Here is a 23,457-nt window from a genome sequence, read left to right as displayed (position 1 = left end):
TCACGGTTTTTTCCTCTCCTTAACAGGACTTCGTCCTATACGTTCTAAGTGCTCTCTGAAGGAATTCAGCTAAATGTTTACTTCAAAAAGTAAATAAATTAGGTCTAAAGACTCATAAACGAGAATGGAAAAACCGATAAATACAGGAGAAAGATCCTGTTATAACCACTGCAATGCTTGAGGGGAATATTTTATGAGACGGAGAAAGGGGGTCAAAACGTGTTAAAAAAAACATCTTTTTTGGCGGCGCTTCTTTTGATAATGGCCGTGGTTAGCTTCACGGGGGCGGCAATGGCGAGAGATTATCTTCTGCCTCACAGCGCTTATATCGAGATTTGCGAAGAAGATCCGGGTGATCAGCTGTGCCAAAACTTCTGTGAAGACTTTCCGGACACGCCAGTTTGTTCCGGACAAGAAAGCGAAGGGCAAGAGACGGGGGAGTATGTCGTGGAGGCACGACTCGATGTTCAGTTTAACCGGATGAACATCAAGGTGAACGGCAAAGAGTTCGTGGCGCCTAATATTTTATATGAAGGGACTACTTATCTGCCTATAAGGGATCTGGCTAACCTGCTCGAATTGGACGTGAATTACTATGGAGCCGCCCAGACGGCCTATATCGGCCAACTGCCCGCCGGTGAAGTCCCGGATGAGGTGATCGACGAATGGGAGAAGCAGCTATCGGAAGAGAGCGCGAATGGGGATGCGGCAGCCGGAACGCTCGTGCGAGGCGGCGGAACCATCGACGTTTATCTGGATCGTGTGCAGGTGAAGGTGCATGGGGAGCGTATCGTCGATAGTACGTTTCTATACGACGGGACGACGTATGTTCCGATGAGAGCCGCCTGCGACATTCTTGAGCTTCCGGTCAACTACTACGGACCTACGTCTACCGCTTATATCGGAGAAGTTCCTGCAGGTGAAGTGCCCAAGGCTGAAGTTGACAAGTGGAAGTCCGGCAAATAAACGTTTTTTTAGTTGAAAATAAGAAGGGAAGATCGAAAAAGACATGGCCAATACGACGATCAACGTAACTCTTCCGAAGGATTTGGATTTCGGGTCCAACCCGAAGCCGCAGGGCGGTGCATCTTATTTTGACGGAGGCCTGCTGGAATTGATAGGCCTGTATCTGCTGGGAGCCATCATCACGGCTCTAACCGCAGGGATTTGTTATCCGTGGAGCCTCGTTATCATTTATCGCTGGAAGATTGAGCATACGGTCATTGAAGGACACCGTCTGCGCTTCGAAGGAACGGCGGTCGGGCTTTTCGGCTCGTGGATCAAGTGGTTCCTGCTTGGCATTGTCACGTTCGGCATTTATTTCTTCTGGGCGGGCATCAAGCTGGAACAGTGGAAAACCAAGCACACGTATTTCCGGTAAAAAAGAACAGGTACGCCGGGCGTTATCTATTCGCCGTACGGCAGCATCCGTAAAAAATGAAACCGCAGTCGTCTCCTAAGGAGGACTGCGGTTTCTTTATTGCCGGCGGTGCGGCAGCCGCAAACTTCGCGGTAATGCCCCCGACGGACTAGACTTTGAGGCTAAGCCGCCCGCTTAATTCACGCCGACCGCGTCGTAGGCTTTGCCCACGGATACGGCTTCGGCGGAGCCGGCTCCGTACAGGTCTACCGCGGATTGTACGGCGGCCGCACGGATGTTGGAGAAGTTGGAATATGGGGACAGGTAGTACGTCAGGGCATGGTAGTAAATGTTGATAGCTTTGTCACGGCCGATGCCCGTTACGGAAACATTATAATGAGTGCCGCCTTGCGCGATCAGGTAGAACGCTTTGTTGTTGATGCCGCTGTTCTTGTGAACGCCTCCGTTATCGGAAGTGCCCGTGTACCGGTTGCTGTAGTGGCTAGGCTGGTTGAACTGCTCCGGATTGGACAGGGAGCGGATCGCGTCGCCCGGCGTGCCCGGCGTGTAAATATCGTCTCCGAGCAGCCAGTTGGTCCCTTGGATCGTATTGCCGAAAATATCGGAAATCGATTCGTTCAGGGCGCCGGACTCGCCGTAATACTCAAGGCCCGCCGTGTATTCGGTTACGGCATGCGTCAGCTCGTGGCCGATGATATCCGGATCGCCGGAGAATGGCAGGAAGGTGACGCCGTCGCCGTCTCCGTAAACGATCTGTACGCCGTTCCAGAAGGCGTTGTTATAGTTTTTTCCGTAGTGAACGGTTGATTTGATCAGCTTTCCGTTGCCGTCCAGGCTGTTGCGTCCGAACTTGGTTTTGTAGAAGTCGTAGACTTTCTCCGCGTAAGCGTGAGCGTCTACGGCCGCCCCGTCCGTCCAGTTGGTATTGTTGGTGTTTGTTTTAAGTACGCCAGGCAGAGAGGAACCGTTGTTGGCGCTGTATGTTTCAATGCCGTTGCCGCGCGTGGTGTCCTTCAGCTGGAAAGTTGAGCCGCTCTGTGTCGTAACGAACTGTTTCGTATCACCCAGGACGCCTGTGCCCGTACCGACCGCATGGTCGAGCAGGTCGTACTTCTTCACGATAGAGCCGTCAACCGCATCGATAAAGTAACGGGTACGGATCGGGGATGGCTCCAATACGTTCACCTCTGTCGCATAGGTGAGCACGTTTTTGCCTTCCAGCGGATAGATCGTCAGCTCCGCTTGTGCGGGCTTCTGCTGCTGGCCGAGTTTGCCGACGGCTTTCTCGGTGTCCGCAATAGCGGTTTTGATCGCATCGGAAGCGCTGATTTTGGCTGTAACTCCGTTAGCCACTTCTTGCTCCGAATCCGCCAGCAGGCTTCCGAGGTAAGAAGTCACGTTTCCGTTCTTATCCAGATGCACCGTCTGCTCCGCCCCGTAAACCGGGATGCCCTTGACGTATTGCTTCAGGCGGTAGTGATTCGTTCCGCTCGCAGCGTCGGTCTGCTTGGTGACAATCTTCAGATTGTCTTTCAAGCTGCCGCTAAGGCTTAGCGCTTCTTTCTTGTGATCGAGGAAGCCCCACACTTTCTCATCGTTTGAAAGTCCTGCCGGCGCTTTCCACGTTTCCCCGATAAATTTAGGGGTTACGGATTTCGGCGTTGCAACCTCGGCGGTTGCTGCACTTGCAGGCAGAGCGGATGCAATCAGGAGTGTTCCTCCGAGTACGAGCGAAGTCAGCTTCTTTTTCATAATAAAAAATCCCTCCTAGGAAATGGTTGATGGCCGCTGTGCGGCGCCTGGGCAAAACGCGTTAGCCGGTTAATCTTAGCTGCGACCTTGTAAACAGCCTTACAAACCGAGTGGCATCACCCCTTTCCAAGTGGGTCGGAAAAGCTGCCGTCTGGAACGGCGGGACTATGAAGGGACGGTAAAATTAATATGCAAGTAAACGGGTAGGAAAACTTGTTTTTGTATCTGTAGTATAGAATGGGCTCATGCTCTTGTCAAACATTTTTTATAAAATTTAACTAAAATTAGCAATTTTGAGCGATGGAATACCCTGTTTCAGCGACGAAATACCGTGAGAGGGGGGCGAAAGGGGGCAGTTGGAATTGACCGCAGGTTATTGACCGTGGGTACAATATTGACAGTGCCGTTCACACATCCGTCACGCTTTACGCAATAAATATATTTTTTAATGGTGAATCCGGAAAGACTTGGCTGGGGCGGCGCTTTATCGGATAAGGCATCCGGCGGCTTTTGAAGGGGTGGGGCGTCCCGGCGCCGAATTATAGATTTGGAAACCGACCTTTATTCAGCGAGGAGTGCGAGCGCATGCAAAAAACATGGTGGAAAGAAGCGGTTGTCTATCAAGTGTACTGGAGAAGTTTTTACGATACGGACGGAGACGGGTACGGGGATTTGGAAGGCGTTATCCGGAAACTGGATTATATAAAAGAGCTCGGAGCGGACGTAATCTGGCTCAATCCCATCTACGGATCGCCGGATGTCGATAACGGGTACGATATATCTGATTACCGGACCGTAATGGCCAAGGCCGGCACAATGGAGACGTTCGAGAGACTGCTCGATGAAGTTCATGCCCGGGGCATGAAACTGATTATGGACCTGGTGGTCAACCACACGTCCGATCGGCACCCCTGGTTCACGGAAGCCCGCTCGTCCACAGATAACCCCAAAAGGGATTATTACATCTGGCGCCGGGAAGCGAACAACTGGAGATCCTATTTCACGCCTTCCGCGTGGGAATACGACGAACAGACGGGCGAGTATTATTTTCACTCCTTCGCAACGGAACAGCCGGACTTAAACTGGGAAAATCCTCGGGTGCGCGAGGAAATTTACGAGATGATGCGCTTCTGGCTCGACAAAGGCATCGACGGCTTCCGGATGGACGTCATTAATCTGCTTGCGAAGCAGGCGGGTTTTCCAGATGCGGAGCATCCCGAGAATATTTCCTATCTGGGAAATAATCCGGGAATACACGAGTATTTGCAGGAAATGCACGAGCGGGTCCTGAAGCATTACGACGTTTTTACGGTCGGGGAAATCCCGTTTGTGACGCCGGAGGACGGCCTGCTCTATGTAGGCGAAGAACGCGGCGAGCTCAACACCTTGTTCCATTTCGAGGTTTGCGATTATATGGCTCACTGGGAGATGGACAAGTTCAAGGCGATTCAGAAAAGGTGGTACGACGGCATGTGGGGCCGGGGCTGGAACTCCCAGTTCCTGAACAACCATGACCATACCCGGCTTGTCACCCGGTTTGGCAACGACAAGGAGTACCGCGTACAATCGGCCAAATGTTTTGCCGTGCTGCTCCACACCCTTCCCGGAATGCCTTACGTCTACCAGGGGGAAGAGATCGGCATGACCGGAGTGCGGTTCGATTCGATCGAGGATTACAATGATATCGCGTTAAAGAACAAGTACAAGGAAGAAGTGGAAAAAGGCCGAGATCCGCAGGAGGTTTTCCGGAGCCTGCTGCACCTGGCGAGAGACAATTCGAGAACTCCCGTGCAGTGGGACGGCTCGGCCAACGGCGGCTTTACGGAGGGCACTCCGTGGATCAAGGTGAACCCGAATTTCCGGGAAATCAATGTGGAGCAGGCGCTCGACGATCCGGATTCCGTTTTTTACACGTATCAGAAGCTGATCCGCCTCCGCAAGGAAAACCCGGTGATGATCTACGGGACTTACGAGCCTCTTCTGGAAGAGGATGACCGGATTTACGCTTTCCTGCGCGAGTTGGACGGCGAGAAATGGCTGATCCTGCTGAATATTTCGGACCAGAGTACGGTTTGCACGCTGCCCGGCTCCATAGCTTCGGCGGAAAAAGAGCTGATTCTTGCGAATTACAAGGTGAACGGTCCGGACGGTTCTTCTTGCGAAATGAAGCCGTACGAGGCCCGAGTTTACCGGATAAAGAGCTAACGGAAGGGCTAAAATCACGATAGCGGACGTGCCGCTGATTTTTCACCCCCTCAATGATTGATGGCCTTAAAAGTTTGACCTGTCACGAAAACGATCCTTCCTTTGTTTAATAGGGGAAAAGAATCCTGCTTAGGGAACTCGTACAGGAGGGCTGGAGATGAATGTTTTTGTGGCAGGCGCTACCGGAGCGATAGGACGATTCTTGCTGCCGCTGCTGGTAAAGGAAGGGCATACCGTATACGCGATGGTTCGCAGCGAAGCCGGGAAGGAAGCGGTGCTGGCGCAAGGGGGAGTACCGGTGGAGGCGGATGCCTTCGACCGGGAAGGACTGATTGCGCAGCTTCGGAGGGTGCGGCCCGAGGTCGTGATTCATCAGCTTACGGCGCTTAGCGGCTATAATCTGGAAGAGAACGCCCGGATCAGGAAGCAGGGCACGCGCAATCTGGTGGACGCCGCACGGGAGGCGGGTGTCAGGAAAATGATTGCCCAGAGCATTTCGTGGATGTATGAGCCGGGGGAAGGGCCTGCCGGGGAAGACGTGCCTCTTGATCTGGAGGCGCCGGAGCCGAGAAAGACGACGGTGGACGGCGTAGCCGCACTGGAGCGTGCGGCGGCGGAGATGCCGGAGTCCGTCATTCTGCGTTACGGGCTGCTGTACGGCCCCGGAACCTGGTATGCCCGGGACGGGGCCGTCGCCGGCAAGGTTCGCAGCGGCGAAGTGAAGGCGACCGAAGGCGTCAGCTCCTTGCTTCACGTGGAGGATGCCGCGTTGGCCGCGGTTGCTGCGCTGGGGTGGCCCTCGGGGGCGGTCAACATCGTGGACGACGAGCCGGCCCCGGGCACGCTCTGGCTGCCCGCTTACGCTTCGGCGCTCGGAGCCCCCGAGCCGGAGTTCCAGCCGGGCCAAGGCCGGGGCGAACGAGGGGCGTCCAACGCCAAGGCCCGGCGCGAATACGGCTGGGAGCCCGTGTACCCGAGCTGGCGCGAAGGGTTTAAAGCCAGTCTGGCGCAAGGGAACTAAGCGCGCCAGTTGATAGAAGGACCGGAGGTGTGTTCGCCTCCGGTCCTTTTGGTTTGCGCGGCGGTGCGGTTCGTTTCCGCATCGCGTCCGGCCCGGGGCGCGCAGTGCATGGGGCCGCGTCTCGGTGGTCCGGGCCGGACGCGGAGACCGCCTACAGGCGCGGCATTAGCCCGGGCCGCAAGCTGTGGGGTCGGGCGTCGGTCCAACCGAGAGCTGCCGGGTACGGCGTTGGTCCAGCCGAGAGCTGCGAGGCCCGGGCACCGAGCCGGATTGAAAGCTGCCCGGACCGACCGCGAGCCGCCTGGCCAAAGCCGCAGACGTCCGGACGGGGATGCAAGAGTGGCATCCATGCCCGCAAGCCCGAAGCCTACGGGAACCCTCCGGCCTGCTTTGTCTTCATGCTGCCTGAACCTTACTGTCCCCACTTCAGGGACATCGTAAGGACGCAGCATGCGGGGTCTTGAACGCCGGGAGTCACGGTCACGATAAGTCCGCTCGGGGTGTAGCGGGCAGACAGGACGGAAGAAATGGCGATGTCCTTCATGAGCCGGTCGACCTCCTGCTTGCGGCCGGCCTGTGCCGCTATCATCAGCCGGCGGGCGAACGGCTCGTCGGACAGCCGGGCGAGGACCACATTGCCGTCGGCGAGGAGTTTGCGGAAAGAAGTGGCTGACGAGATCAACTGCTTCGGTTCGACGGGCGGGTATCCGGGTCCGGGATTTTCCGGAAACCGGGGATAAAGGCCCGGTCCGGCAGGCAAACCGTGAACGGCCGATACGAACACGGGGGGACAGAAGGGATACGAGACGGGATAAGGGGGGCTGTACATGCTTACAGACTCCTTTTCGGTCGTTTTTTTGTTCAGTTTATGAAAAATCGGGGGGTTGGTGTCCGGCCGGACCCCTGGACCTCAGACGGGGAAGAATTACCTTCGCAGGTCCAATGCGGACAGTCAATATCTGGTGATATACTTGGAAAGCGAGGTAAGGCTCGGCTGGATTCAAGAACAATGTCGGTTGATTGGAGTGGAATGATTACATGAGAAGAAATATGGGTTTTCTGCTGATTGGCGCGGGGGTGCTGGCGCTGCTGTATTACTTTAATCCGGTGGGTGTGTTCTCCTGGAACGGACTTTCCTTCAAAACGCAGGACATACATCTGGAAAAAACGGCGGAAGCGGCTTCCTTACAAAATATTACCGTAGAGACAGGAAGCGCCGATACCAGAATCGTCAAAGGCGAAGGGGACCAAGTGAACGTACGCCTGGACGGTAATGTCAGCAAAAAGCAGGCGGAGAAATTTCAGCTCAAGGTCGATGCCCAAGGCGATACGTTATCGGTCGGAATCGAGGAACCTAACGAAATCGGAGTAGGCGTGACGATTATCGATGTAGAGCTGGTTGTGGAATTGCCCGAGAAAAACTGGAAGTCCGTCCGGGTACGATCCGGGAGCGGCAATATCGACTTGGATTCTCTGAAAGGAGATTCCGTCGAAACCAAAGCGGGAAGCGGCGACACCTCTCTCCGTGAGATTAAATTCGCCAAGCTGGTTGCGAATGCGGGAAGCGGCAATATTAACGTGTCCGACGTTCAAGGGGACGCTATTACGCTAAAAGCGGACTCCGGCGATATCAGAGCCGAACAGTATGCGGCGAACGACCTGAAATTCGAAGGACACAGCGGCAATGTCGAGCTTAAGCAGGGCAAGGGCTCTCTGCAAGGGGAGACGCATTCCGGCGACATTCGCGTGGAAGCGGGCGAGCTGCTGCGGGACGCGGATTTCAAATCCGGCAGCGGCAACGTGAAGATAGAACTGATCGAGGAGCCCAAATCGCTGGCCGTCGATTTCGAGGGCGGCAGCGGCAACGGAAGCATCGACTCGGAAAACTTCTCCTATGAAGAGAAGAACGAGAAGAAAAACCGGCTGAAAGGTAAATTCGGCAGCGGCGAAGTGAAGCTCAAAGTAAGAACCGGTTCGGGCGATTTTCAGCTGACCAAATAATTTAGAGCATGAACCATTCACGAAAGAAAAGGCCTTGACCCGAAATGGGTTAAGGCTTTTTTGTTAGCAGTCGAACGTTTTTATAAAATTCTTTTGGTCCTTTGTAAACGTATAGCCGCGCTTTTCATAGAATCTGTGAGCCGCTGTCCGGCTCGGATGGGATAATAATTTGATTCCATAAAATCCGTTGGTCTTTCCCCAGGCTTCAAGACTCTCGATCAACATGCTGCCTGCGCCCTGATTTCGGAACGTTTTCTTCACTACAAATCCCAAGACGTTGACTAATGAATCGGAAAAAAGCAGTTCATAGGGGCTTCCATGGATATATCCGATAACTTCCTCATCTTGTTCACAAACGAAAATGATGTCGTTTGTTTTTTGGGTGATGATTTCAATCTTTTCTTTTACTTTTTGTTCAGAAAACGAATGCAGGTTCGGATTGAAGTCTTGGTTTAACAAATAAATGGCCGGATAATCGGGCAATCGGATTTCCCTGACCTTTTTTTCTTTCATTTTTCCACCGCCTCCCGTTCTTATTTGAGTCTGCCAAGATTCTCGGAAAATAGAAAGGCCAAAAAATGGTTAATAATAAAAAGAACAGATCAGGAGGAGGCCAATATCATGAGAGAAACGATCAAACGAGGCAATGGCTACGTGGTGATGGAAAACGGAGAAGCGGTCGCCGAAATTACGTATCAGCCGCTGGGCAGCGAGTCGCTAGTGATCGATCATACTTTCGTATCCGAATCTCTGCGGGGTCAGAAAGTGGGCGAAGAGCTGGTCCGGGCGGTCGTCGATCAGGCGAGGGAAGAGAAGAAAACGGTCGTTCCAGCCTGTTCGTATGCGCACGCCCTTTTCAAGCGGCACAAGGAATACCACGATATTTGGCGGCGTGAAGAAGAATAGACTTTAGCGGTGAAAGCATGTGTACCCGGCGGGTATCTTGAACCGGCGGACGGAATTTGGATCGGGGCGGTCGGGCCGATTCCCGGCAATTTGACGACAAGCGTTCATTCCAGACGGAATGACGCTTTTTTATATGTCTTATTCTGTAATATTCCCCCTATATTCAATAGATTTATCCCTACTTTTGGTTATGTACCCGTGTTTAAATGGAAGTAGGAAAGGGCTTTCATTTCTTTCGCCAACCGTTTTTTAAATCCATGAGGAGGTGGGAATACGTTACGCACTTCGGATGCAGCATGCATTCCATTCCGCGTTCCCCGGAACGCAGATCAACCAATTCAGGAGGGATCTTATTTATGAAAAAAATTTTAACCGGTCCAAAATCGGTTGTGAAGAAAACCGCCGGTTTTCTGCTGACCGCGACTTTGTTCGCCTCTTTAATTCCCGCAATGGCTTCGGCGGCCGATCGTGGAGCATGGGCGGCATCGACTTCCTATGCGGTTGGCGATACGGTCACATACAGCGGAAAATCTTATCAGGTCGTACAGCCGCATACGTCGTTAAACGGCTGGGAGCCGCCTAACGTTCCGGCCCTGTGGAAAGAAGTTCAAGGCGGAGGAACAGTCGACAACCAGGCTCCTACAGCGCCGACAGGCCTGAAGGTTTCCGGAACGACGACTTCCACCAGTATCACGGTTGCCTGGAACCCGTCTACCGATAATGTCGGTGTTACAGGCTACGATATTTACAGAGACGCTACGCTTGTTGGAAGCGTTTCCGGCAGTACGCTGACTTACACGAACACGGGATTGACCCCGAATACGGCTTATTCGTACACAGTGAAAGCGAAAGACGCCGCAGGCAACGTGTCGGCGGCAAGCAGCGCGCTCAGCGTGACTACACTGCCTACGAGCGGAGGCTCCGATACGCAGGCGCCGACTGCACCGGGCAACTTGACTGCGACGGGATCGACTACGTCGAGCGTCTCCCTATCCTGGAGCGCGGCAACGGATAACGTCGGCGTTGCCCAATACGAAGTGTACAGCAACGGCGCCCTGGCGCAGACGGTAACGGGCTTGACCGCTACCGTAACGGGCTTGTCGGCCGACACTTCCTACACGTTCACGGTGAAGGCGAAAGACGCGGCAGGCAACGTATCTCCGGCCAGTGCGGCCGTTACGGCCAGAACCCAGCCGACCGGCGGCGGAGGCGGTCAACTGCCTAAGCACATCGTGACCGGCTACTGGCAGAATTTCGTTAACGGTGCGAAGAACCTCAAGCTGAGCGAAGTGCCGGCCGAGTACGACATCATTGCCGTATCCTTCGCGGAGATGGACCGCTCCAAGCCGGGCGGCGTTACCTTCGGCATTGATCCCGACCTGTCCAAAGCTCTCGGCGGTTATAGCAATGCGGATCTGATTAACGATATCAAAGCGAAAAAGGCGCAGGGCAAGAAAGTCATCTTGTCTATCGGGGGCGAGAAAGGCAACATCGACCTCAGCAGCGCTTCGCCGAACGTGTCCAACTTTGTCAGCACCATGTCCAGCCTTATTACGGAATATGGATTTGACGGCCTCGACGTGGATCTGGAGCACGGCTTCAACGTTCCGAACCTGACCACGGCGGTCCGCCAGATTCAGGCGAAAGTCGGCTCCGGCTTCATCCTGACCATGGCTCCGCAAACGATCGACATGCAGAACAACCAAACGAGCTACATCCAGTTCTACAACAACGTGAAAGACATTACGACAGTCATCAACACGCAGTTCTACAATTCCGGCTGTATGCTCGGCCGTGACGGCAAGTGTTACTCGCAGGGAACCGTCGACTTCCTGACGGCTCTTACGGACCTCGCTATCCAGTGGGTACAACCTAGCCATCTCGGTATCGGCGTTCCGGCAACCTCTTCGGCTGCGGGCGGCGGTTATGTATCCGCATCGGTTGTGAACAACGCGCTGAACTGCCTGGCAACCGGCAACAGCTGCGGAAGCTACAAGCCGGTAGCGAAATATCCGGACATCCGCGGTGCCATGACCTGGTCCATCAACTGGGACGGCATGAACGGCTACAGCTTCGCGAAAACGGTCAAACCTTTCCTTAGCCAACTGCCTTAATGTCCGTCTTCCGGCAAGCTAGGATTTGCTTTAAAGACTTCCCGACGATCCACGTCGGGAAGTCTTTTATTTTTGTAAGAAAAGTTTAAGGAAAATTCAAACATTCTTTATAAAGAATTCGTTACTCACTAATGAGAACTTGATACAATGAGGTGTATCCACCATAATCTTCAAATACACACGGGATTATCGGGTTGGGGAACATTTCACCACATGTAAGGGGGAGAGCCGTGCAACCGGCAAAATTTTTCAAGTACCTGAAACCTTCCACAGGGAAAGAGCGCAAACAGTCGACACGTCGTTGGAACATTTTCTATGTGGGAGTTACGTTGGCTTTGGTGGGCATGGCAGTTCCGTTTCGTGCGGGCATGCCGCAGGCTCACATGGCTGATGCAGGAAGTCAGGCGCTTGGAAGCGGCACGACGATTGCAGGCGGAACCCCGGATCACCCGAACATCTTATCAGATAAAACGAAACAAACCGGAGCCGCAACAGCGGTAGCTTCCGCCGGAAAGGGCGGGACGCCTCCACCCGTCGGGGCAGGCGCCGGTATCGCAGCGCAGCCGGTGAAGCAGCCTCCGGCACCCGGAAGCAAGCTTGTGCAGGTCACGGAGCCGGAGACGGGCATCGCCATCGCGCCGACTATCGTGACGGAGCTGCGCAGCAAGGAGCAGCTGGAGGAGCTGTCCGGTCCGGCAAAGCCCGCTACCGTCATCCTCCATGTGAGCAGTGGACTCCGGATTACGGACCCTTCCGGCAAAACGGAGCTGGGTACGCTCGAGGCCGTCCTGGATGGGCTGGGCCGCCGGATGATCCCGGCTTTCTACGTCCGGGACGGGGAGACGGCGGACAGCGTGGCCGGGCTGCTTAAGAAGAGCGGCATCGAGGACGCTTTCGTCGTGTCCGACCGGGGCGAGCTCGTCAAGCGGGCCAGAACGCTGTATCCGGCCTTGCGCGGCATCGTGGATTTCAGCTCGGCCGGGAATCTGTCGGCGGACGATCTGCTGAACATCCGCCGCAAAACGACGGCCAGTCTGGCCAAGATCGCCATTCTTCCCGGGGCCTCGGCCTCCCGTTCCTCTGTCGCGTACCTTCAGCAGAGACTCATCGTCGTCTGGACGAAGGAGGCGGGGACGAAGGCTGGCCCGGAGCTGGGTCTGCACACGCTGATCACGGCGGGGGTTAACGGGATTGTGACCGATTCGCCCAAAGCGGCCTTCAAAGCCCTGAAAGTGTATTCCCACGGGAATACGCTGATCCGTAAGCCGTACATCATCGGGCACCGGGGAATGCCGTCGAAGGCTCCCGAGAACACGATCGTTTCCAATCGTCTCGGTCTGGAGGCGGGAGCGGATTTTATCGAGAACGATATGTACCTTACCAAAGACGGCCGGCTTGTGATCATTCACGACCCTTTGCTTGAAAGCACGACGAACGGCAAAGGCAAGGTTGAGGACTTTACCCTGGCCCAGCTGAAAAAGCTGAACGCCAACAAACCGTATCCGGCCGGGTTCCCGTACGTCCAGATACCGACGCTCGAAGAGCAGATCGACCTTGCCCGCAGCCAGGGCAAAATGATTATGGCCGAGATGAAATCGAAGAACCCGGCGGCGATGGATGCTTTTGTTAAGGTGGTTAAAGATAAAGGCGCCGAAGATTTGATCAACACGATGGCTTTCAATCCCGACCAATTGAAACGTCTCTCCGAGCTGATGCCCGAAATGCCGATGGGGCTGCTGACCGGGGAAACCGCCAATGAGGCGAATATCGACGGGTCGCTGACCAACACGCTTCGGCTGATGCAGCTGAGAAATACCACGTTCAATACCACTTACAAAGGGCTGGGGCCGAACTTTATGGAAGCCGCCAAGCACCGGGGAGTTCTGATTTCTCCCTGGACGTTTAACGACAAGAGCAATTTTGCGAAATTTTTCTGTTACGGCGCGTTCGGCATTACGACGGACTACGCGTTCTGGGCTTCGGATTGGGCGGCCTCCGTTAAACCGGTGCAGGACCATATCGTCGTCGGCAACTACGAAAGCAAGGACTTGTCCGTGCTGATGGAAACGTTCAAAGGCGACCGGCTGGAGAAGGCGGCCGATGTGATTCTGCTCGACGGCGAAATCAGTGTGGAGGCTTACGGAAGCCGGATCACGGCGAAAAGACCGGGCAAAGCCCACGCTCTTCTGAGATATACGGCGGTCATCGACGGCGGCAGCAAGTACGACTTGTACACGCAGCCCATCACGCTGGAAGTCCGGGATGTTAAAGAACCGGGCTGAACGAAACTTATTCTTTCGTACCCGGCGCCGGGAAATTACGCGACGCGATGCGAAAAGCGCACGATCCTGCGGGATCTGTGCGCTTTTTTTCATCGGAGAAGGAAAAGCGAAAAAGCCCCGGTTTCCTCAGGAGGAAACGCGGGACTCGGGTCGTTCGGCTGTTACTTGTTTTTGACGAGATCGTTGGAGTTTATGCCGAGGAAATCGAAAGCTTCTTTCAGCATAACCTGATCTTCTTTGTTCCAGTAGCTTTTCTGAATATCGGAAATGTTCGAATTTCTGGAGATGCGGTCCATCTGCATCTTCATGATCGAACCGCTGCACAGCACGGCAATGTGGGAAACATGAGGGAATACGGTTCTTTGCGCTTCTTCCCAGATGCTGTTGACCTCCGGTGTGAACACGATCGGACGTCTGTCGCGCTCCATAAAACGGTTGTCGACAAGCAGCTTGACTTTGCCTGATTTGGCGTTGTTTGCCACAGTTTCGGTAATGATGCGAGCCGCCTCTTGGGCTTCCTCGACCGTCAGGTTATCGACGACCTGCCAGGCAAAAACCAGGTTGGCTTTATCCATGTTGGAGCTGAATTTATCTTTAAGTACAACGCTCATTTGGGTACCCCTTCGCGAATTATTTAAACCAGGATGCGAGCATGACGTCCAACGTGTTGCAGGTATACTTAACGAGATGCTCGGCTTCCTGCAGTTGTTTTTCGGTCATGTTCTGGATGAGATGATACACTTGGCTGTGTTCCTCGTCTGCCTCGCAGTGAATCGCCCAGTACTCGAGATCCGTGAAGCCGGTTTCCTGGAGGATTTTGTAGGCGTGAAGATAGACGGCGTGAGCGAAGCCTTCGCTCGTGCTGTTGATGATCAGCAGCGACATATTTTCATCCATGGCCGCAACGGCGCGGTATTGGAGAGAGATAAAGTGTTCCGTCTCGTAATTGGCCGTATGGTTTTCGGGATCGTCCAAGCCGATGCCGATCATCCATTTGCGGAGCATCTCGGCATGGTCTTTCTCTTCGTCATAGTGAGTGGAGAAAACATCGTGGTCCACATCCGGGAACCGTTCCCATCTGAGCTTCAGCAGTTCCCCAAAATGTTTGGACAAATGGTAGAGGTTGTTGCACCAGACGAAATACTGCGGATTTTTTTCCGCCGGGAAGTTCAAAAAGAACGGATTTTCAGTTTTAACACGCTCAAGCTCCGATGAAATGATCCCGCTGATTCTTTCGATAACTTCTTCTTTGGTTGTTGTAACGCTTGTCATTCAGTTATCTCCCCTTTCTACATGTATATCGACAAAATAATGTAAATTCTTAAGACAAATAACGACAAAATTTTGTTAAATTTTCTTCTTTTCTGTTAAATTATCTTTTCTTGAAGTTTCAAGACAGGTTTGGGAAGATAAGAGTGAAGCTGTGGACCGGAAAAGCAGGATCTGCACGATAAAAATTAGGAGGCGAGGCACTCGGTAGCGATAAGGATGCCGTATGCCTAGTGTCTCCGGTACAGCCGGAGGAAGCATCCAAGCTTAGGAGGTGCGTCGCGTCATGCGTGAATTTACGCTGGATCTTTCGGCCAGCAAAAAGCCGATTTTTCACCAGTTATATACCTATTTCAAAAACGGGATCCGGGAAGGAAGGCTGCGCAGCGGAGACTATCTTCCTTCGCTCCGCAGCAGTGCCCGGTCTTTCGGCGTCAGTAAAAATAGCGTGGAAAACGCCTATCAGCTGCTGATATCGGAAGGGTATCTGCGGAATATCCCTCAGAGGGGCTTCTGCGTGACGTACGAGCCGGATGAGTCCTCGCGCAAGGTTATCCGGGCGGAAGAGGCAAATACCCCCGAACAGACGGTCACGACGGATTTCCGCTACGGCAATATTGAGCTGGGGACGTTCCCCTTCCGGCATTGGAACAAGGTCCGGAATCTTCTGGTCGCGCAGTACCAGAGCCGTTATGCCGTCGAAGGAACGAGTCAGGGGGAATATCCGCTCCGAAAGGAACTTTCCAGGCTTTTGTATGAATCCAGGGGCGTTCTGTCTACCCCGGACCAGCTCGTCGTGGGAGCGGCCCCCCAGCAGCTCGTGATGCTGTTAAGCCAGCTTCTCGACGTGAAGAAGCACAGGATCGGCGTTGAGAATCCCGGATACGACGGGGCCCGGAATACGTTTTTGAATCTGGGGTTTCGCGTCCACCCGATTCCATTGACCGGCAGCGGTGTCTCTCTTCGGGAGCTTACGGGAAGCGCCGCGAACGTGATGTATGTAAGCCCCTCCCAGCAGTTCAGGAACCGGGTGACAATGCCTGCGGATAAAAGAACGGAGCTGGCGGATTGGGCCCGCTCCCGCGAATATCTCATCGAGGACGATTACGAATGGGAGTTTAAATACGAGGAAGGGATTCTTCCCGCGATTCAGAGCATGGTCCCGGACAAGACGGTTTACATCGGCCGGATCTCCAAGGCGCTGCTGCCGGTGTTCAATCTCAGCTACATGGTGCTGCCCCCCGGACTTCTTTCCGAGTTTCACTCGAAAGTCCCGGAGTACGACCAGCCGGTTTCCAGATTGGACCAGCTCACATTCGCCCGGTACTTGTCCGACGGGTACTGGTACAAGCATCTGCAGCAGATGAGGAGGCTTTACGAGGAGAAGCGGCGCTATTTCTCGGAGGCCCTCGAACGGTATATGCCGGGAACAGCGCAAGCCGAGGGCAAAGACACGGGGCTCCACGCTTTCCTGACCGTACGGACGGACCGGTCGGAGGACGAGCTGATCGAAGCGGCCCTAGAAAAGGGCGTGCGGGTGTACGGCACCGCCCGGTACTGGCTGCGGCCCGGAGACGAGCATCCGACCGTGCTGCTCGGATACGGGGCGCTGGGCCGGGAGGAAATTGCCGCCGGCGTGAAGGCGCTGGCGGAAGCGTGGTTCTGAGCCGCCGGATTGTGACGGCGGCGGGCCGCTTGTTCCCGCTGCGCAGGCTCTGAGCGGGAAGGCGGGGCCGTGCCCTGTGCGCTGTGGGCCCGGCATGGTAGCGTCCGGCCCCGCGCCGCATTGCGGGGGACGCGGCGGTACCGCCTGGCCCGGCACCGTCCCTCACGACTCGCGGGCCTGAAAGGCCGGTAGGGGATTCGGGCGTACACCTGCCGCATGCTTGCCGCAGCCTGCCCTGCACGCCTGCGGGGTGTCCTGCTCACTTTGCGCGTTCTGTCCCTTTAACGGACGGGCCGTACCCGTTACGATTAGGTACATCAACCGAGTAAGGTGGGCGTGAACATGAACTTTATTTTCGATCTGGATGGAACGATTTGTTTCAAAGGACAGCCGATTTCGAAGCGCATTCTGGATGTTTTGCTGGAGCTGGAGGATGCCGGGCACTTTGTGGGCTTCGCATCGGCGCGGCCCTGCCGGGATATGCTTCCCGTCCTGGACGATAGATTCGGCGGACATCTGCTGATCGGGGCGAACGGCGCGATGACGTTTTACCGCAAGCAGCCGCTGGCGTACCAGCCGATTCCCGGGCCGTTAGCCGGGCAAATCGTTAACCTGCTGAACGATTATGAGGCTGAATATCTTATCGACGATACATGGAACTATGCTTACCGTCTGAGTCCCGGGCACCCGTTCCTGGCTAATGTGGACCCCCATGGGCTGGCGAGACGCGTGGAGCTGGACGACATTCAATCATTTGTCAAAATCGTCGTGCTCTCCTGCAGCCGGTTTGAGGAGCTGTCCGCGAAGCTGAGAGCCTTGGACGTTACGATCCATCATCACTCCTCGGAAGGCATTCTGGATGTGACCAGTCAAGGCGTCAACAAGATGGCGGCTTTGAGCGGTTGCGGACTCCAGTTGGATGAGTTCATTTGTTTCGGCAACGACAACAACGATCTGCCGCTTTTCCGGAAAGCGAAGCATTCGGTGTTGATCGGAGACCATGACGCTCTGGCTGAACTCGCCAAGGAGAGAATCGCCGTCGACGACCGGACGGAGGAGAATATCCTGCAAAAATTAAAGGAGCTCGGCACGGTACTCGTTTGAGTGCCGTGCAGGCTCCTTTTTTTGGCGGATGATTAGTCCACCGTCAGCAACTGCTCGAAAAATCCGCCGATCTCGCGCTCGCGGTCCACAAAATGGATCTCTAGGATCCAGTCGCGGAGCAGGCCGTTTTTATCGTTATCCCGCATCTTGATGTGGTTGTCGGGATGGATATAATTCTCGACTTCTTCGCCCTGTACGATCTCGTGGGGGAATTCCCCGATAAGATGACCGGCGTGAGGGCCGCCATACTCCCAGCCGTAATCGCGGGCTAAAGCGGTCATAAAATCGTAAAGCTCGCTGCCCGTTATGTCCGGACGGGAATCGAAGAAGGCCTTGCCGTCATGCCAGGCGAGTTCAACGTCCCGCCGCAGTTTATTTTTGAGGGGATCGTCTCCAAACACGTATGTGCGTCCGAAATCGGCTTCCCAATCTTCAAAGATAGGTCCGAAGTCGATAAAGAGAATGTCTCCCGGCTCGACCATTCTGTCGGGCGGATTTTCCCGGTACGGATGAAGCGTATTGCTTCCCGCACGCACGATCCGCTTGTGCCAATATTTTTTGATCCCGTAAAGCTCGAAGGCGAACTCATAAATTTCACGGTTCAGTTCTTTTTCCGTAACGCCGCTGCGCAGAATTCCTTTCGCTTCGGCCAACTCGAAAAGCGCAAGGGCTTTCTTTTCCGCCTCGCGTAAATTTGTATGACGTTCCTGTCTGGATGCTGCCATGATGTTGTACTCCTCTCTCTAACGGGCTTCCAATTATCACCTCCCCTATTGTACGGGTTGAGGGACGAGTTGGGAAGTTACAGATCCTGCAGGATAGTAGGGACAGGCTTCCGGTATTTTGCATAATCAAACAAAAAAATGCATAAAATAAGTCCGAAACTGTTTCGTAAAGGCGCAAAATGTGTTATCATAGTTGTAACAGATTATAAAAGGGGGGAGACGATGAAGCAACGGAACGCGATCATTCGCTGGTGCCTGTTTCTTGCGCTTTCTTTCCTGCTGAGCTTCTCCGCGCCCGTGCCTCTGACTCAGGAAGCCGCGGCCAGCCAGTCCTCCTCCACGTACGAGTCTGTCCCTCCGCTTAGCGAACACAAATCCAAGTATGTGATCCGCAAAGCCGTTACCCATCATTTTGCCAAAATGGTGAAGGCGGCCAACACCCTCGTGGTCTTATTCGTGCTGTGCCTGTTTACCCTCTTTAAAGCCCCCATTCCAGGGCTCCGGTACAAACCCTTCATCTGCCTGTTAAGGCGCAAACAATTCCTTCTTCCGATCAAATTCACGTCCAATTACGTGGTTTAAATCCTCTGCCGTTATCCGGTAAATCGTAAGTCCCGTTCATCCTAATTTTGAACAAATTTATTTGCCCGTATAATTTTTTTCGGCCGCTTTGAGACGGTTTCTTTGAGTCTGTCCGAACTTCTCCTGAATGCATAAATAATGCATAAATATGTATAAAAATAACATGAATGATACGGAAAACGTTGATGAGCCTCGGCAAAAAAATAAGCCGGGCGGCAAGGCCCCCGTCTGTCCGAATTCTTAGACTCCTTACGGCCGCTAAGGGCACATGCAGTCTGAAACCGGACCGGACGTCCATAATTACACTCATTTATAGGAGGCTATTCCACTATGTACGTAAGAGAATCCGATTTGCCGGGGATAGGAAAGAAGTTCCTGATGAATACCCGCGGCGGAGATAAGATCGTCGTTATCCTTCATGACGACGGCAGACGCGAAATGTACCATTTTCACTATGACGATCCGGACGAGAGTCTATCCATGGTTACCCTTGACGACGATGAAGCCCGTCAGCTTGCCGCAATCGTAGGCGGATTAACTTATAAACCGAAGGCGCTGGAGTCGATCGAAGTGGCTCTGGACGATTTGATCATCGAATGGTACAAGATGGACCCGGAGTATGCGTGCGTCGGCCAATCCATCGGCGAGCTGGACGTCCGGCAAAATTCGGGAGCGACCATCATTGCGGTGGTCGACAAAAATCACGGCAAGCAGATCAATCCGGGACCGGATTATGTCTTGTCCGCCGACTCGACTCTGATCGTGGTCGGGGAAAGACAGCAGCAAAAATTGTTCCGGCACATTTTAAAGAATGGAAGTGGTTGAATAGATGAATCACATGGTATTCGAGGTAGGTCTGGCCATCGCGCTTATTGCGGCGGCCGGGTTGTTGTCGGCCAAACTCCGCTTCTCGGTCATTCCTTTCTATATTCTGATCGGGATGGCCGTAGGTCCGCACGCGCTGGAGATCTGGCATTTTGATTTCCGGTTCATTGAAAGCGCGCCGCTGATCGAGTTTATGGGCCGGATCGGGGTCCTGTTCCTTCTGTTCTATCTGGGACTGGAGTTCTCGGTAGGCCGGCTTATCAAGTCGGGGCGTTCCATCGCCGTGGGCGGTACGATTTATATCCTCATTAATTTTACGCTGGGCGTCATATTCGCTTGGGCGCTCGGTTTCCCTCTAGCCGAAATTCTGGTGATTGCCGGAATTACGACGATTTCCTCCAGTGCCATCGTGGCCAAAGTTCTGGTCGATCTGAAAAGAACGGCCAATCCCGAAACCGAAATGATCCTCGGTATTATTATGTTCGAAGATGTTTTCCTCGCCGTTTACATTTCTATCCTGTCAGGACTCGTCCTAAGCGGTTCCACAACGCTGGGAGGCGTGCTGCTCTCCGCGCTCATCGCGCTCGGATTTATGCTGGTGCTGCTCGTAGCGGGCAGAAAAGCCGTTCCACTCCTGAACCGGCTGCTGAACATCCGCTCCAACGAGCTGTTCGCGCTCGTGATTTTCGCGGCGCTGTTCCTCGTAGCGGGCTTCTCCGAAACGATTCATGTCGCGGAAGCGATCGGTGCCCTGCTCGTCGGGCTTGTCCTGGCGGAGACGGAGCACGCGAAGCGGATCGAGCATCTGATCATGCCGTTCCGGGACTTCTTCGGCGCCATTTTCTTCTTCAGCTTCGGGCTGACCATCGATCCCCTGGCGCTCGGCGGAGCCGTCTGGATGTCGCTGGGAGCCGTCGCGATTACTTTGATCGGCAACTTGGCCGCAGGACTGCTTGCGGGGCGAAGCGCCGGTCTGCCTTCGAAGGCTTCGGCCAACATCGGCCTGACCATTGTGTCGCGCGGCGAATTTTCCATCATTATGGCCAATCTCGGCAAAGCGGGCGGACTGCTTGCGGTTTTACAGCCGTTCGCGGCTCTGTACGTACTCATTATGGCGATTCTCGGGCCGCTGCTTACCAAGGAAAGCAAAACCATCTACAAGTGGATGAATAAAGTGATTCCTTTCAAAGACGCGTCCGGCAAAAAGGAGGGCAAAACCGTTCTGCAAAAGGAGGGAAGCGGGTAACGCCGCGGGATATTCGCACTCGGACGCTGGCTGATTGTACGGTCCTGTAAGGACGTAATCTAAGCGATGAGGAGGAATTCCGATGAAGCTTTTGCAAAATGTCCGCATGGGTCCGGCCGGAGAAGTACTGGGCGGTTGGTCCTTGGCACAGTGGTGTTTCAAGCTCTTGATGGTGATTTGCGGGAGCGTACTGGCCGCAGTCGGGCTGGAGCTGTTCCTGATCCCGAACCGGATGCTGGTCGGAGGGATGACGGGCCTGTCCGCTTTGGCGGCCCATTTTACGGAAATGAGGCTTGGGCTGTTTCTGTTCGTGCTGAACCTGCCGCTTATTCTGCTTTCGTACCGGAAGGTCCGGCGTAATTTTGCGGTGCTTACGGTTCTCGGCCTGCTCGTATTTTCGCTCAGCGCCCTTATCTTGCATCCGGTACCGGCTCTGATCGAAAATCCGATGATGGCGGCCTTCTGCGGAGGAGCCGCTCTGGGGCTGGGGATCGGTCTGGTCATCCGCTACGGGGCGACCCTGGATACGCTGGAAACGCGGGATCACACCGAGAAACTGGTGAAATTCGGTTTCAAAGATCAAGATTTCATGCTGCTGAACTGTTTTATTTTGGCGGGGGCCGGCTTTATTTACGGCTGGGATCAGGCGATGTATTCCATTCTCGCTTACCTGCTCGCGTATGAAACGGTCCATTTCAGTCTTCGGGGGTTCTCCGTACACCGCCGGATTACGATTGTAAGCGGGCACTGCGCTGAAATCGAGAAAGAGATGGAGGCCAGGCTGGGACGGAAGGCCTCAGACTGTGAAGCTGAAGAGGCGGAAAAACGTGAGGCGGCTGCAAAAAGAGCGATGCCGGAAGAGCGTCACGCTTACGGGTTGGAGCGGGCTGCCGAGCGTTTTTTCAGCAGGCGCTCCGGACGGGTCATCGCGAACTTCCGGCCTGTCGAGCCTTGCGAGTCTGCGGGGGGAGGGGCGACCGGGAGTATACGGGAGCCGGACGAAAGAGCGCCGAATGAAGCGAGGAGCGAAAGCTTCAGCCGCAGCAGAGGCCGCAGCCTTTCTTATACCATTCATTTTATGGAAGAAGCCCGCATGAAAGCCATTGTGAAAGCGATCGACCCGGCTGCCGGTATCGTGACGGATTCGCGGGGCCGAAGAAGGGACGGAAGCTTGGCGGAATAGCGGATAGTGTAAGCGGGAGCTAGGGCAAGAGCAAGAGAAAGAGCGAGAGCAAGAGCGAGAGCAAGAGCAAGAGCAAGAGCAAGAGCAAGAGCAAGAGCAAGAGCAAGAGCAAGAGCAAGAGCAAGACCAAGAGCAAAGCATCGCCGGGAGGTTAACCCGTCAGCATAAGAAGGCACCGCAGCAAGTAACTGCGGTGCCTTCTTAGTGTTTTACGCAGCGGCCCCAAACAATACCTCACTCCTTCGAGTTAGGTGTTCAGCACCTGTTTGCGGTATTCTTCCGCCGTCAGGCCGGTAAACTTTTTAAACGTCTGACTGAAGTGAGACAAATGCTTGAACCCGACTTCATAGGCGGTTTCAGTGATGCTTTTTTGGGGCTCCAGGGTGAAAAGAACTTTCGCCTGGTTGATGCGGCGCCGGTACAAGTAATGAAACAAGGTGATACCGGTCGTTTCCTTAAACATTTTGACGAGATAGTGCTTGTTCAAGTGAACGGCGGCGGCGATGTCATCCAGGCGGAAATCCTCGGTGTAATGCGCCTCCACATAAGAAATGAGCTGCTGCACATGCTGCTGCCGGGGTCCGGCGGGCTCGTGGCTCCGGTTACGGGGTTTGTCCGCGATTTCATACACTTGAAGCAGAACCCGCATAAAAGAAGCGAGGAACCGGTCGCGACATAAAGAGTCGCTTTCTCCGGATAGGGAACACAATTCTTCGAGTATGGGTTCCAAAATCGCTCGTTCGCCAGGCTCCAGAGAAATCAGCCGGTTATCCGTTCTTTTGAACGGGTTCAGCACCGGAGTGTGAAAGGGTGCGCGGAACAGCCCCTCGGCATAGGCCGGATCGAAATGAACAATCGTGCGGCAGTACTCGAAAGCCGGGTTGATTTTGGGATAATGCAAAGTCATGCCGTTCATCAGAAGAAGGTCGCCCGGGGAAAGGTTATAAATCCGGTGCCCGACCAGGTAGCTGCATTGTCCGCTATGAAAATAATAAAGTTCATAATAAAGATGGGAATGAAAACCGGCGGGGATACGGGATGTGTTATACAGGGCTTCTATAGGCCTCGTAAAGGTGTCCATCAGGTTCATAAGGCTGTCCTCCGGATTTTCGGATTTGAGAGTAAACGATCGGGAGCAAGTTACGAACAGTTTAACACACCCGCTTAAAGATCACACCAACCACATATAAATGAA

General features: G+C 54.3%; 22 protein-coding genes. 14 read left to right on the top strand and 8 right to left on the bottom strand.

What is annotated here, in order from left to right:
- The first annotated feature begins 219 nt into the window (after positions 1–219).
- Both PCH01S_RS19565 and PCH01S_RS19560 read left to right on the top strand, forming a co-directional pair.
- Positions 220–966 (top strand): hypothetical protein, encoded by a 747-nt coding sequence (locus PCH01S_RS19565; protein ID WP_042232160.1) that lies wholly within the window; start codon positions 220–222, stop codon positions 964–966.
- A 43-nt stretch (positions 967–1,009) separates the two neighbouring features.
- A complete protein-coding gene (locus PCH01S_RS19560; protein ID WP_042232158.1) occupies positions 1,010–1,381 on the top strand; it encodes a DUF898 family protein in 372 nt (123 codons plus the stop codon).
- Positions 1,382–1,555: 174 nt separating this feature from the next.
- On the opposite strand, the gene PCH01S_RS19555 is transcribed toward PCH01S_RS19560, so the two are convergent.
- On the bottom strand, positions 1,556–3,133 hold the full coding sequence (locus PCH01S_RS19555; protein WP_042232156.1) for a M4 family metallopeptidase: 1,578 nt from the start codon (positions 3,131–3,133) through the stop codon (positions 1,556–1,558).
- Between the two features lie 585 nt (positions 3,134–3,718).
- On the opposite strand from PCH01S_RS19555, the gene PCH01S_RS19550 reads away from it, so the two are divergent.
- The gene (locus PCH01S_RS19550; protein WP_042232155.1) at positions 3,719–5,338 is read left to right on the top strand and encodes a glycoside hydrolase family 13 protein; all 1,620 of its coding nucleotides are present in this window, start codon (positions 3,719–3,721) and stop codon (positions 5,336–5,338) included.
- Between the two features lie 157 nt (positions 5,339–5,495).
- Positions 5,496–6,359, top strand: coding sequence for an NAD-dependent epimerase/dehydratase family protein (locus PCH01S_RS19545; protein WP_042232153.1), 864 nt, complete (start codon positions 5,496–5,498; stop codon positions 6,357–6,359).
- On the opposite strand, the gene PCH01S_RS19540 is transcribed toward PCH01S_RS19545, so the two are convergent.
- Entirely contained in the window at positions 6,356–6,784 is a 429-nt protein-coding gene (locus tag PCH01S_RS19540) for a hypothetical protein (protein ID WP_129112451.1), read from the bottom strand. The genes PCH01S_RS19545 and PCH01S_RS19540 overlap by 4 nt on opposite strands.
- A complete protein-coding gene (locus PCH01S_RS19535) occupies positions 6,772–7,188 on the bottom strand; it encodes a hypothetical protein (protein ID WP_042232148.1) in 417 nt (138 codons plus the stop codon). The genes PCH01S_RS19540 and PCH01S_RS19535 overlap by 13 nt, the downstream gene beginning before the upstream one ends.
- 209 nt (positions 7,189–7,397) lie before the next feature.
- Here PCH01S_RS19535 and PCH01S_RS19530 point away from each other — a divergent pair, with 209 nt between their 5' ends.
- Positions 7,398–8,360, top strand: a complete 963-nt coding sequence (locus tag PCH01S_RS19530; RefSeq protein WP_042232146.1) for a DUF4097 family beta strand repeat-containing protein — start codon at positions 7,398–7,400, stop codon at positions 8,358–8,360.
- 63 nt (positions 8,361–8,423) lie between these two features.
- On the opposite strand, the gene PCH01S_RS19525 is transcribed toward PCH01S_RS19530, so the two are convergent.
- Positions 8,424–8,873, bottom strand: coding sequence for a GNAT family N-acetyltransferase (locus tag PCH01S_RS19525; protein WP_042232143.1), 450 nt, complete (start codon positions 8,871–8,873; stop codon positions 8,424–8,426).
- A gap of 108 nt (positions 8,874–8,981) precedes the next feature.
- Here PCH01S_RS19525 and PCH01S_RS19520 point away from each other — a divergent pair, with 108 nt between their 5' ends.
- The 3 genes from PCH01S_RS19520 to PCH01S_RS19510 all read left to right on the top strand — a co-directional run bounded on the left by PCH01S_RS19520 (position 8,982) and on the right by PCH01S_RS19510 (position 13,662).
- Positions 8,982–9,266: a GNAT family N-acetyltransferase gene (locus PCH01S_RS19520; protein ID WP_042232142.1), complete on the top strand. Its 285-nt coding sequence runs from the start codon at positions 8,982–8,984 to the stop codon at positions 9,264–9,266.
- Between the two features lie 356 nt (positions 9,267–9,622).
- Entirely contained in the window at positions 9,623–11,380 is a 1,758-nt protein-coding gene (locus tag PCH01S_RS19515) for a fibronectin type III domain-containing protein (RefSeq protein ID WP_042232139.1), read from the top strand.
- Positions 11,381–11,610: 230 nt separating this feature from the next.
- Positions 11,611–13,662, top strand: coding sequence for a glycerophosphodiester phosphodiesterase family protein (locus PCH01S_RS19510; RefSeq protein ID WP_241688784.1), 2,052 nt, complete (start codon positions 11,611–11,613; stop codon positions 13,660–13,662).
- 161 nt (positions 13,663–13,823) lie between these two features.
- On the opposite strand, the gene PCH01S_RS19505 is transcribed toward PCH01S_RS19510, so the two are convergent.
- Positions 13,824–14,273 carry a hypothetical protein gene (locus PCH01S_RS19505; RefSeq protein WP_042232136.1) on the bottom strand — a complete coding sequence of 150 codons (450 nt, stop codon included), beginning with the start codon at positions 14,271–14,273 and terminating at the stop codon, positions 13,824–13,826.
- Positions 14,274–14,292: 19 nt separating this feature from the next.
- Positions 14,293–14,934 (bottom strand): iron-containing redox enzyme family protein, encoded by a 642-nt coding sequence (locus PCH01S_RS19500; RefSeq protein WP_042232135.1) that lies wholly within the window; start codon positions 14,932–14,934, stop codon positions 14,293–14,295.
- Between the two features lie 283 nt (positions 14,935–15,217).
- Here PCH01S_RS19500 and pdxR point away from each other — a divergent pair, with 283 nt between their 5' ends.
- Both pdxR and PCH01S_RS19490 read left to right on the top strand, forming a co-directional pair.
- Entirely contained in the window at positions 15,218–16,597 is a 1,380-nt protein-coding gene (gene pdxR, locus PCH01S_RS19495) for a MocR-like pyridoxine biosynthesis transcription factor PdxR (protein ID WP_042232132.1), read from the top strand.
- A gap of 342 nt (positions 16,598–16,939) precedes the next feature.
- Positions 16,940–17,701, top strand: coding sequence for an HAD-IIB family hydrolase (locus tag PCH01S_RS19490; protein WP_042232131.1), 762 nt, complete (start codon positions 16,940–16,942; stop codon positions 17,699–17,701).
- A gap of 32 nt (positions 17,702–17,733) precedes the next feature.
- Here PCH01S_RS19490 and PCH01S_RS19485 read toward each other — a convergent pair whose 3' ends face one another.
- A complete protein-coding gene (locus PCH01S_RS19485; protein ID WP_042232129.1) occupies positions 17,734–18,426 on the bottom strand; it encodes a M24 family metallopeptidase in 693 nt (230 codons plus the stop codon).
- Between the two features lie 222 nt (positions 18,427–18,648).
- Between PCH01S_RS19485 and PCH01S_RS19480 the strand changes: the two genes are divergently transcribed.
- The 4 genes from PCH01S_RS19480 (at position 18,649) to PCH01S_RS19465 (ending at position 22,262) form a co-directional block, all read left to right on the top strand.
- Positions 18,649–19,008, top strand: a complete 360-nt coding sequence (locus tag PCH01S_RS19480; protein ID WP_042232127.1) for a hypothetical protein — start codon at positions 18,649–18,651, stop codon at positions 19,006–19,008.
- Between the two features lie 330 nt (positions 19,009–19,338).
- Positions 19,339–19,833, top strand: coding sequence for a cation:proton antiporter regulatory subunit (locus tag PCH01S_RS19475; protein WP_042232125.1), 495 nt, complete (start codon positions 19,339–19,341; stop codon positions 19,831–19,833).
- A 4-nt stretch (positions 19,834–19,837) separates the two neighbouring features.
- Positions 19,838–21,079: a cation:proton antiporter gene (locus PCH01S_RS19470; protein WP_042232122.1), complete on the top strand. Its 1,242-nt coding sequence runs from the start codon at positions 19,838–19,840 to the stop codon at positions 21,077–21,079.
- An 82-nt stretch (positions 21,080–21,161) separates the two neighbouring features.
- A complete protein-coding gene (locus PCH01S_RS19465; protein WP_042232120.1) occupies positions 21,162–22,262 on the top strand; it encodes a YitT family protein in 1,101 nt (366 codons plus the stop codon).
- Between the two features lie 247 nt (positions 22,263–22,509).
- On the opposite strand, the gene PCH01S_RS19460 is transcribed toward PCH01S_RS19465, so the two are convergent.
- A complete protein-coding gene (locus PCH01S_RS19460; RefSeq protein WP_042232117.1) occupies positions 22,510–23,352 on the bottom strand; it encodes an AraC family transcriptional regulator in 843 nt (280 codons plus the stop codon).
- Positions 23,353–23,457 lie beyond the last annotated feature (105 nt).

It is taken from the genome of Paenibacillus chitinolyticus NBRC 15660, assembly GCF_000739915.1.
GTDB classification, from domain to species: Bacteria; Bacillota; Bacilli; order Paenibacillales; family NBRC-103111; genus Paenibacillus_F; species Paenibacillus_F chitinolyticus.
The sequence above is the reverse complement of the archived record's forward strand: the minus strand, read 5'-3'. Positions and strand labels throughout refer to the sequence as shown.

What these genes read in the sequence shown, in the direction of transcription:
- PCH01S_RS19560 (WP_042232158.1), top strand. Translation starts at nt 1,010, where the DNA reads ATGGCCAATACGACGATCAACGTAACTCTTCCGAAGGATTTGGATTTC.
- PCH01S_RS19555 (WP_042232156.1), bottom strand. Translation starts at nt 3,133, where the DNA reads ATGAAAAAGAAGCTGACTTCGCTCGTACTCGGAGGAACACTCCTGATT.
- PCH01S_RS19550 (WP_042232155.1), top strand. Translation starts at nt 3,719, where the DNA reads ATGCAAAAAACATGGTGGAAAGAAGCGGTTGTCTATCAAGTGTACTGG.
- PCH01S_RS19545 (WP_042232153.1), top strand. Translation starts at nt 5,496, where the DNA reads ATGAATGTTTTTGTGGCAGGCGCTACCGGAGCGATAGGACGATTCTTG.
- PCH01S_RS19535 (WP_042232148.1), bottom strand. Translation starts at nt 7,188, where the DNA reads ATGTACAGCCCCCCTTATCCCGTCTCGTATCCCTTCTGTCCCCCCGTG.
- PCH01S_RS19530 (WP_042232146.1), top strand. Translation starts at nt 7,398, where the DNA reads ATGAGAAGAAATATGGGTTTTCTGCTGATTGGCGCGGGGGTGCTGGCG.
- PCH01S_RS19525 (WP_042232143.1), bottom strand. Translation starts at nt 8,873, where the DNA reads ATGAAAGAAAAAAAGGTCAGGGAAATCCGATTGCCCGATTATCCGGCC.
- PCH01S_RS19520 (WP_042232142.1), top strand. Translation starts at nt 8,982, where the DNA reads ATGAGAGAAACGATCAAACGAGGCAATGGCTACGTGGTGATGGAAAAC.
- PCH01S_RS19515 (WP_042232139.1), top strand. Translation starts at nt 9,623, where the DNA reads ATGAAAAAAATTTTAACCGGTCCAAAATCGGTTGTGAAGAAAACCGCC.
- PCH01S_RS19505 (WP_042232136.1), bottom strand. Translation starts at nt 14,273, where the DNA reads ATGAGCGTTGTACTTAAAGATAAATTCAGCTCCAACATGGATAAAGCC.
- PCH01S_RS19500 (WP_042232135.1), bottom strand. Translation starts at nt 14,934, where the DNA reads ATGACAAGCGTTACAACAACCAAAGAAGAAGTTATCGAAAGAATCAGC.
- pdxR (WP_042232132.1), top strand. Translation starts at nt 15,218, where the DNA reads ATGCGTGAATTTACGCTGGATCTTTCGGCCAGCAAAAAGCCGATTTTT.
- PCH01S_RS19490 (WP_042232131.1), top strand. Translation starts at nt 16,940, where the DNA reads ATGAACTTTATTTTCGATCTGGATGGAACGATTTGTTTCAAAGGACAG.
- PCH01S_RS19485 (WP_042232129.1), bottom strand. Translation starts at nt 18,426, where the DNA reads ATGGCAGCATCCAGACAGGAACGTCATACAAATTTACGCGAGGCGGAA.
- PCH01S_RS19480 (WP_042232127.1), top strand. Translation starts at nt 18,649, where the DNA reads ATGAAGCAACGGAACGCGATCATTCGCTGGTGCCTGTTTCTTGCGCTT.
- PCH01S_RS19475 (WP_042232125.1), top strand. Translation starts at nt 19,339, where the DNA reads ATGTACGTAAGAGAATCCGATTTGCCGGGGATAGGAAAGAAGTTCCTG.
- PCH01S_RS19470 (WP_042232122.1), top strand. Translation starts at nt 19,838, where the DNA reads ATGAATCACATGGTATTCGAGGTAGGTCTGGCCATCGCGCTTATTGCG.
- PCH01S_RS19465 (WP_042232120.1), top strand. Translation starts at nt 21,162, where the DNA reads ATGAAGCTTTTGCAAAATGTCCGCATGGGTCCGGCCGGAGAAGTACTG.
- PCH01S_RS19460 (WP_042232117.1), bottom strand. Translation starts at nt 23,352, where the DNA reads ATGAACCTGATGGACACCTTTACGAGGCCTATAGAAGCCCTGTATAAC.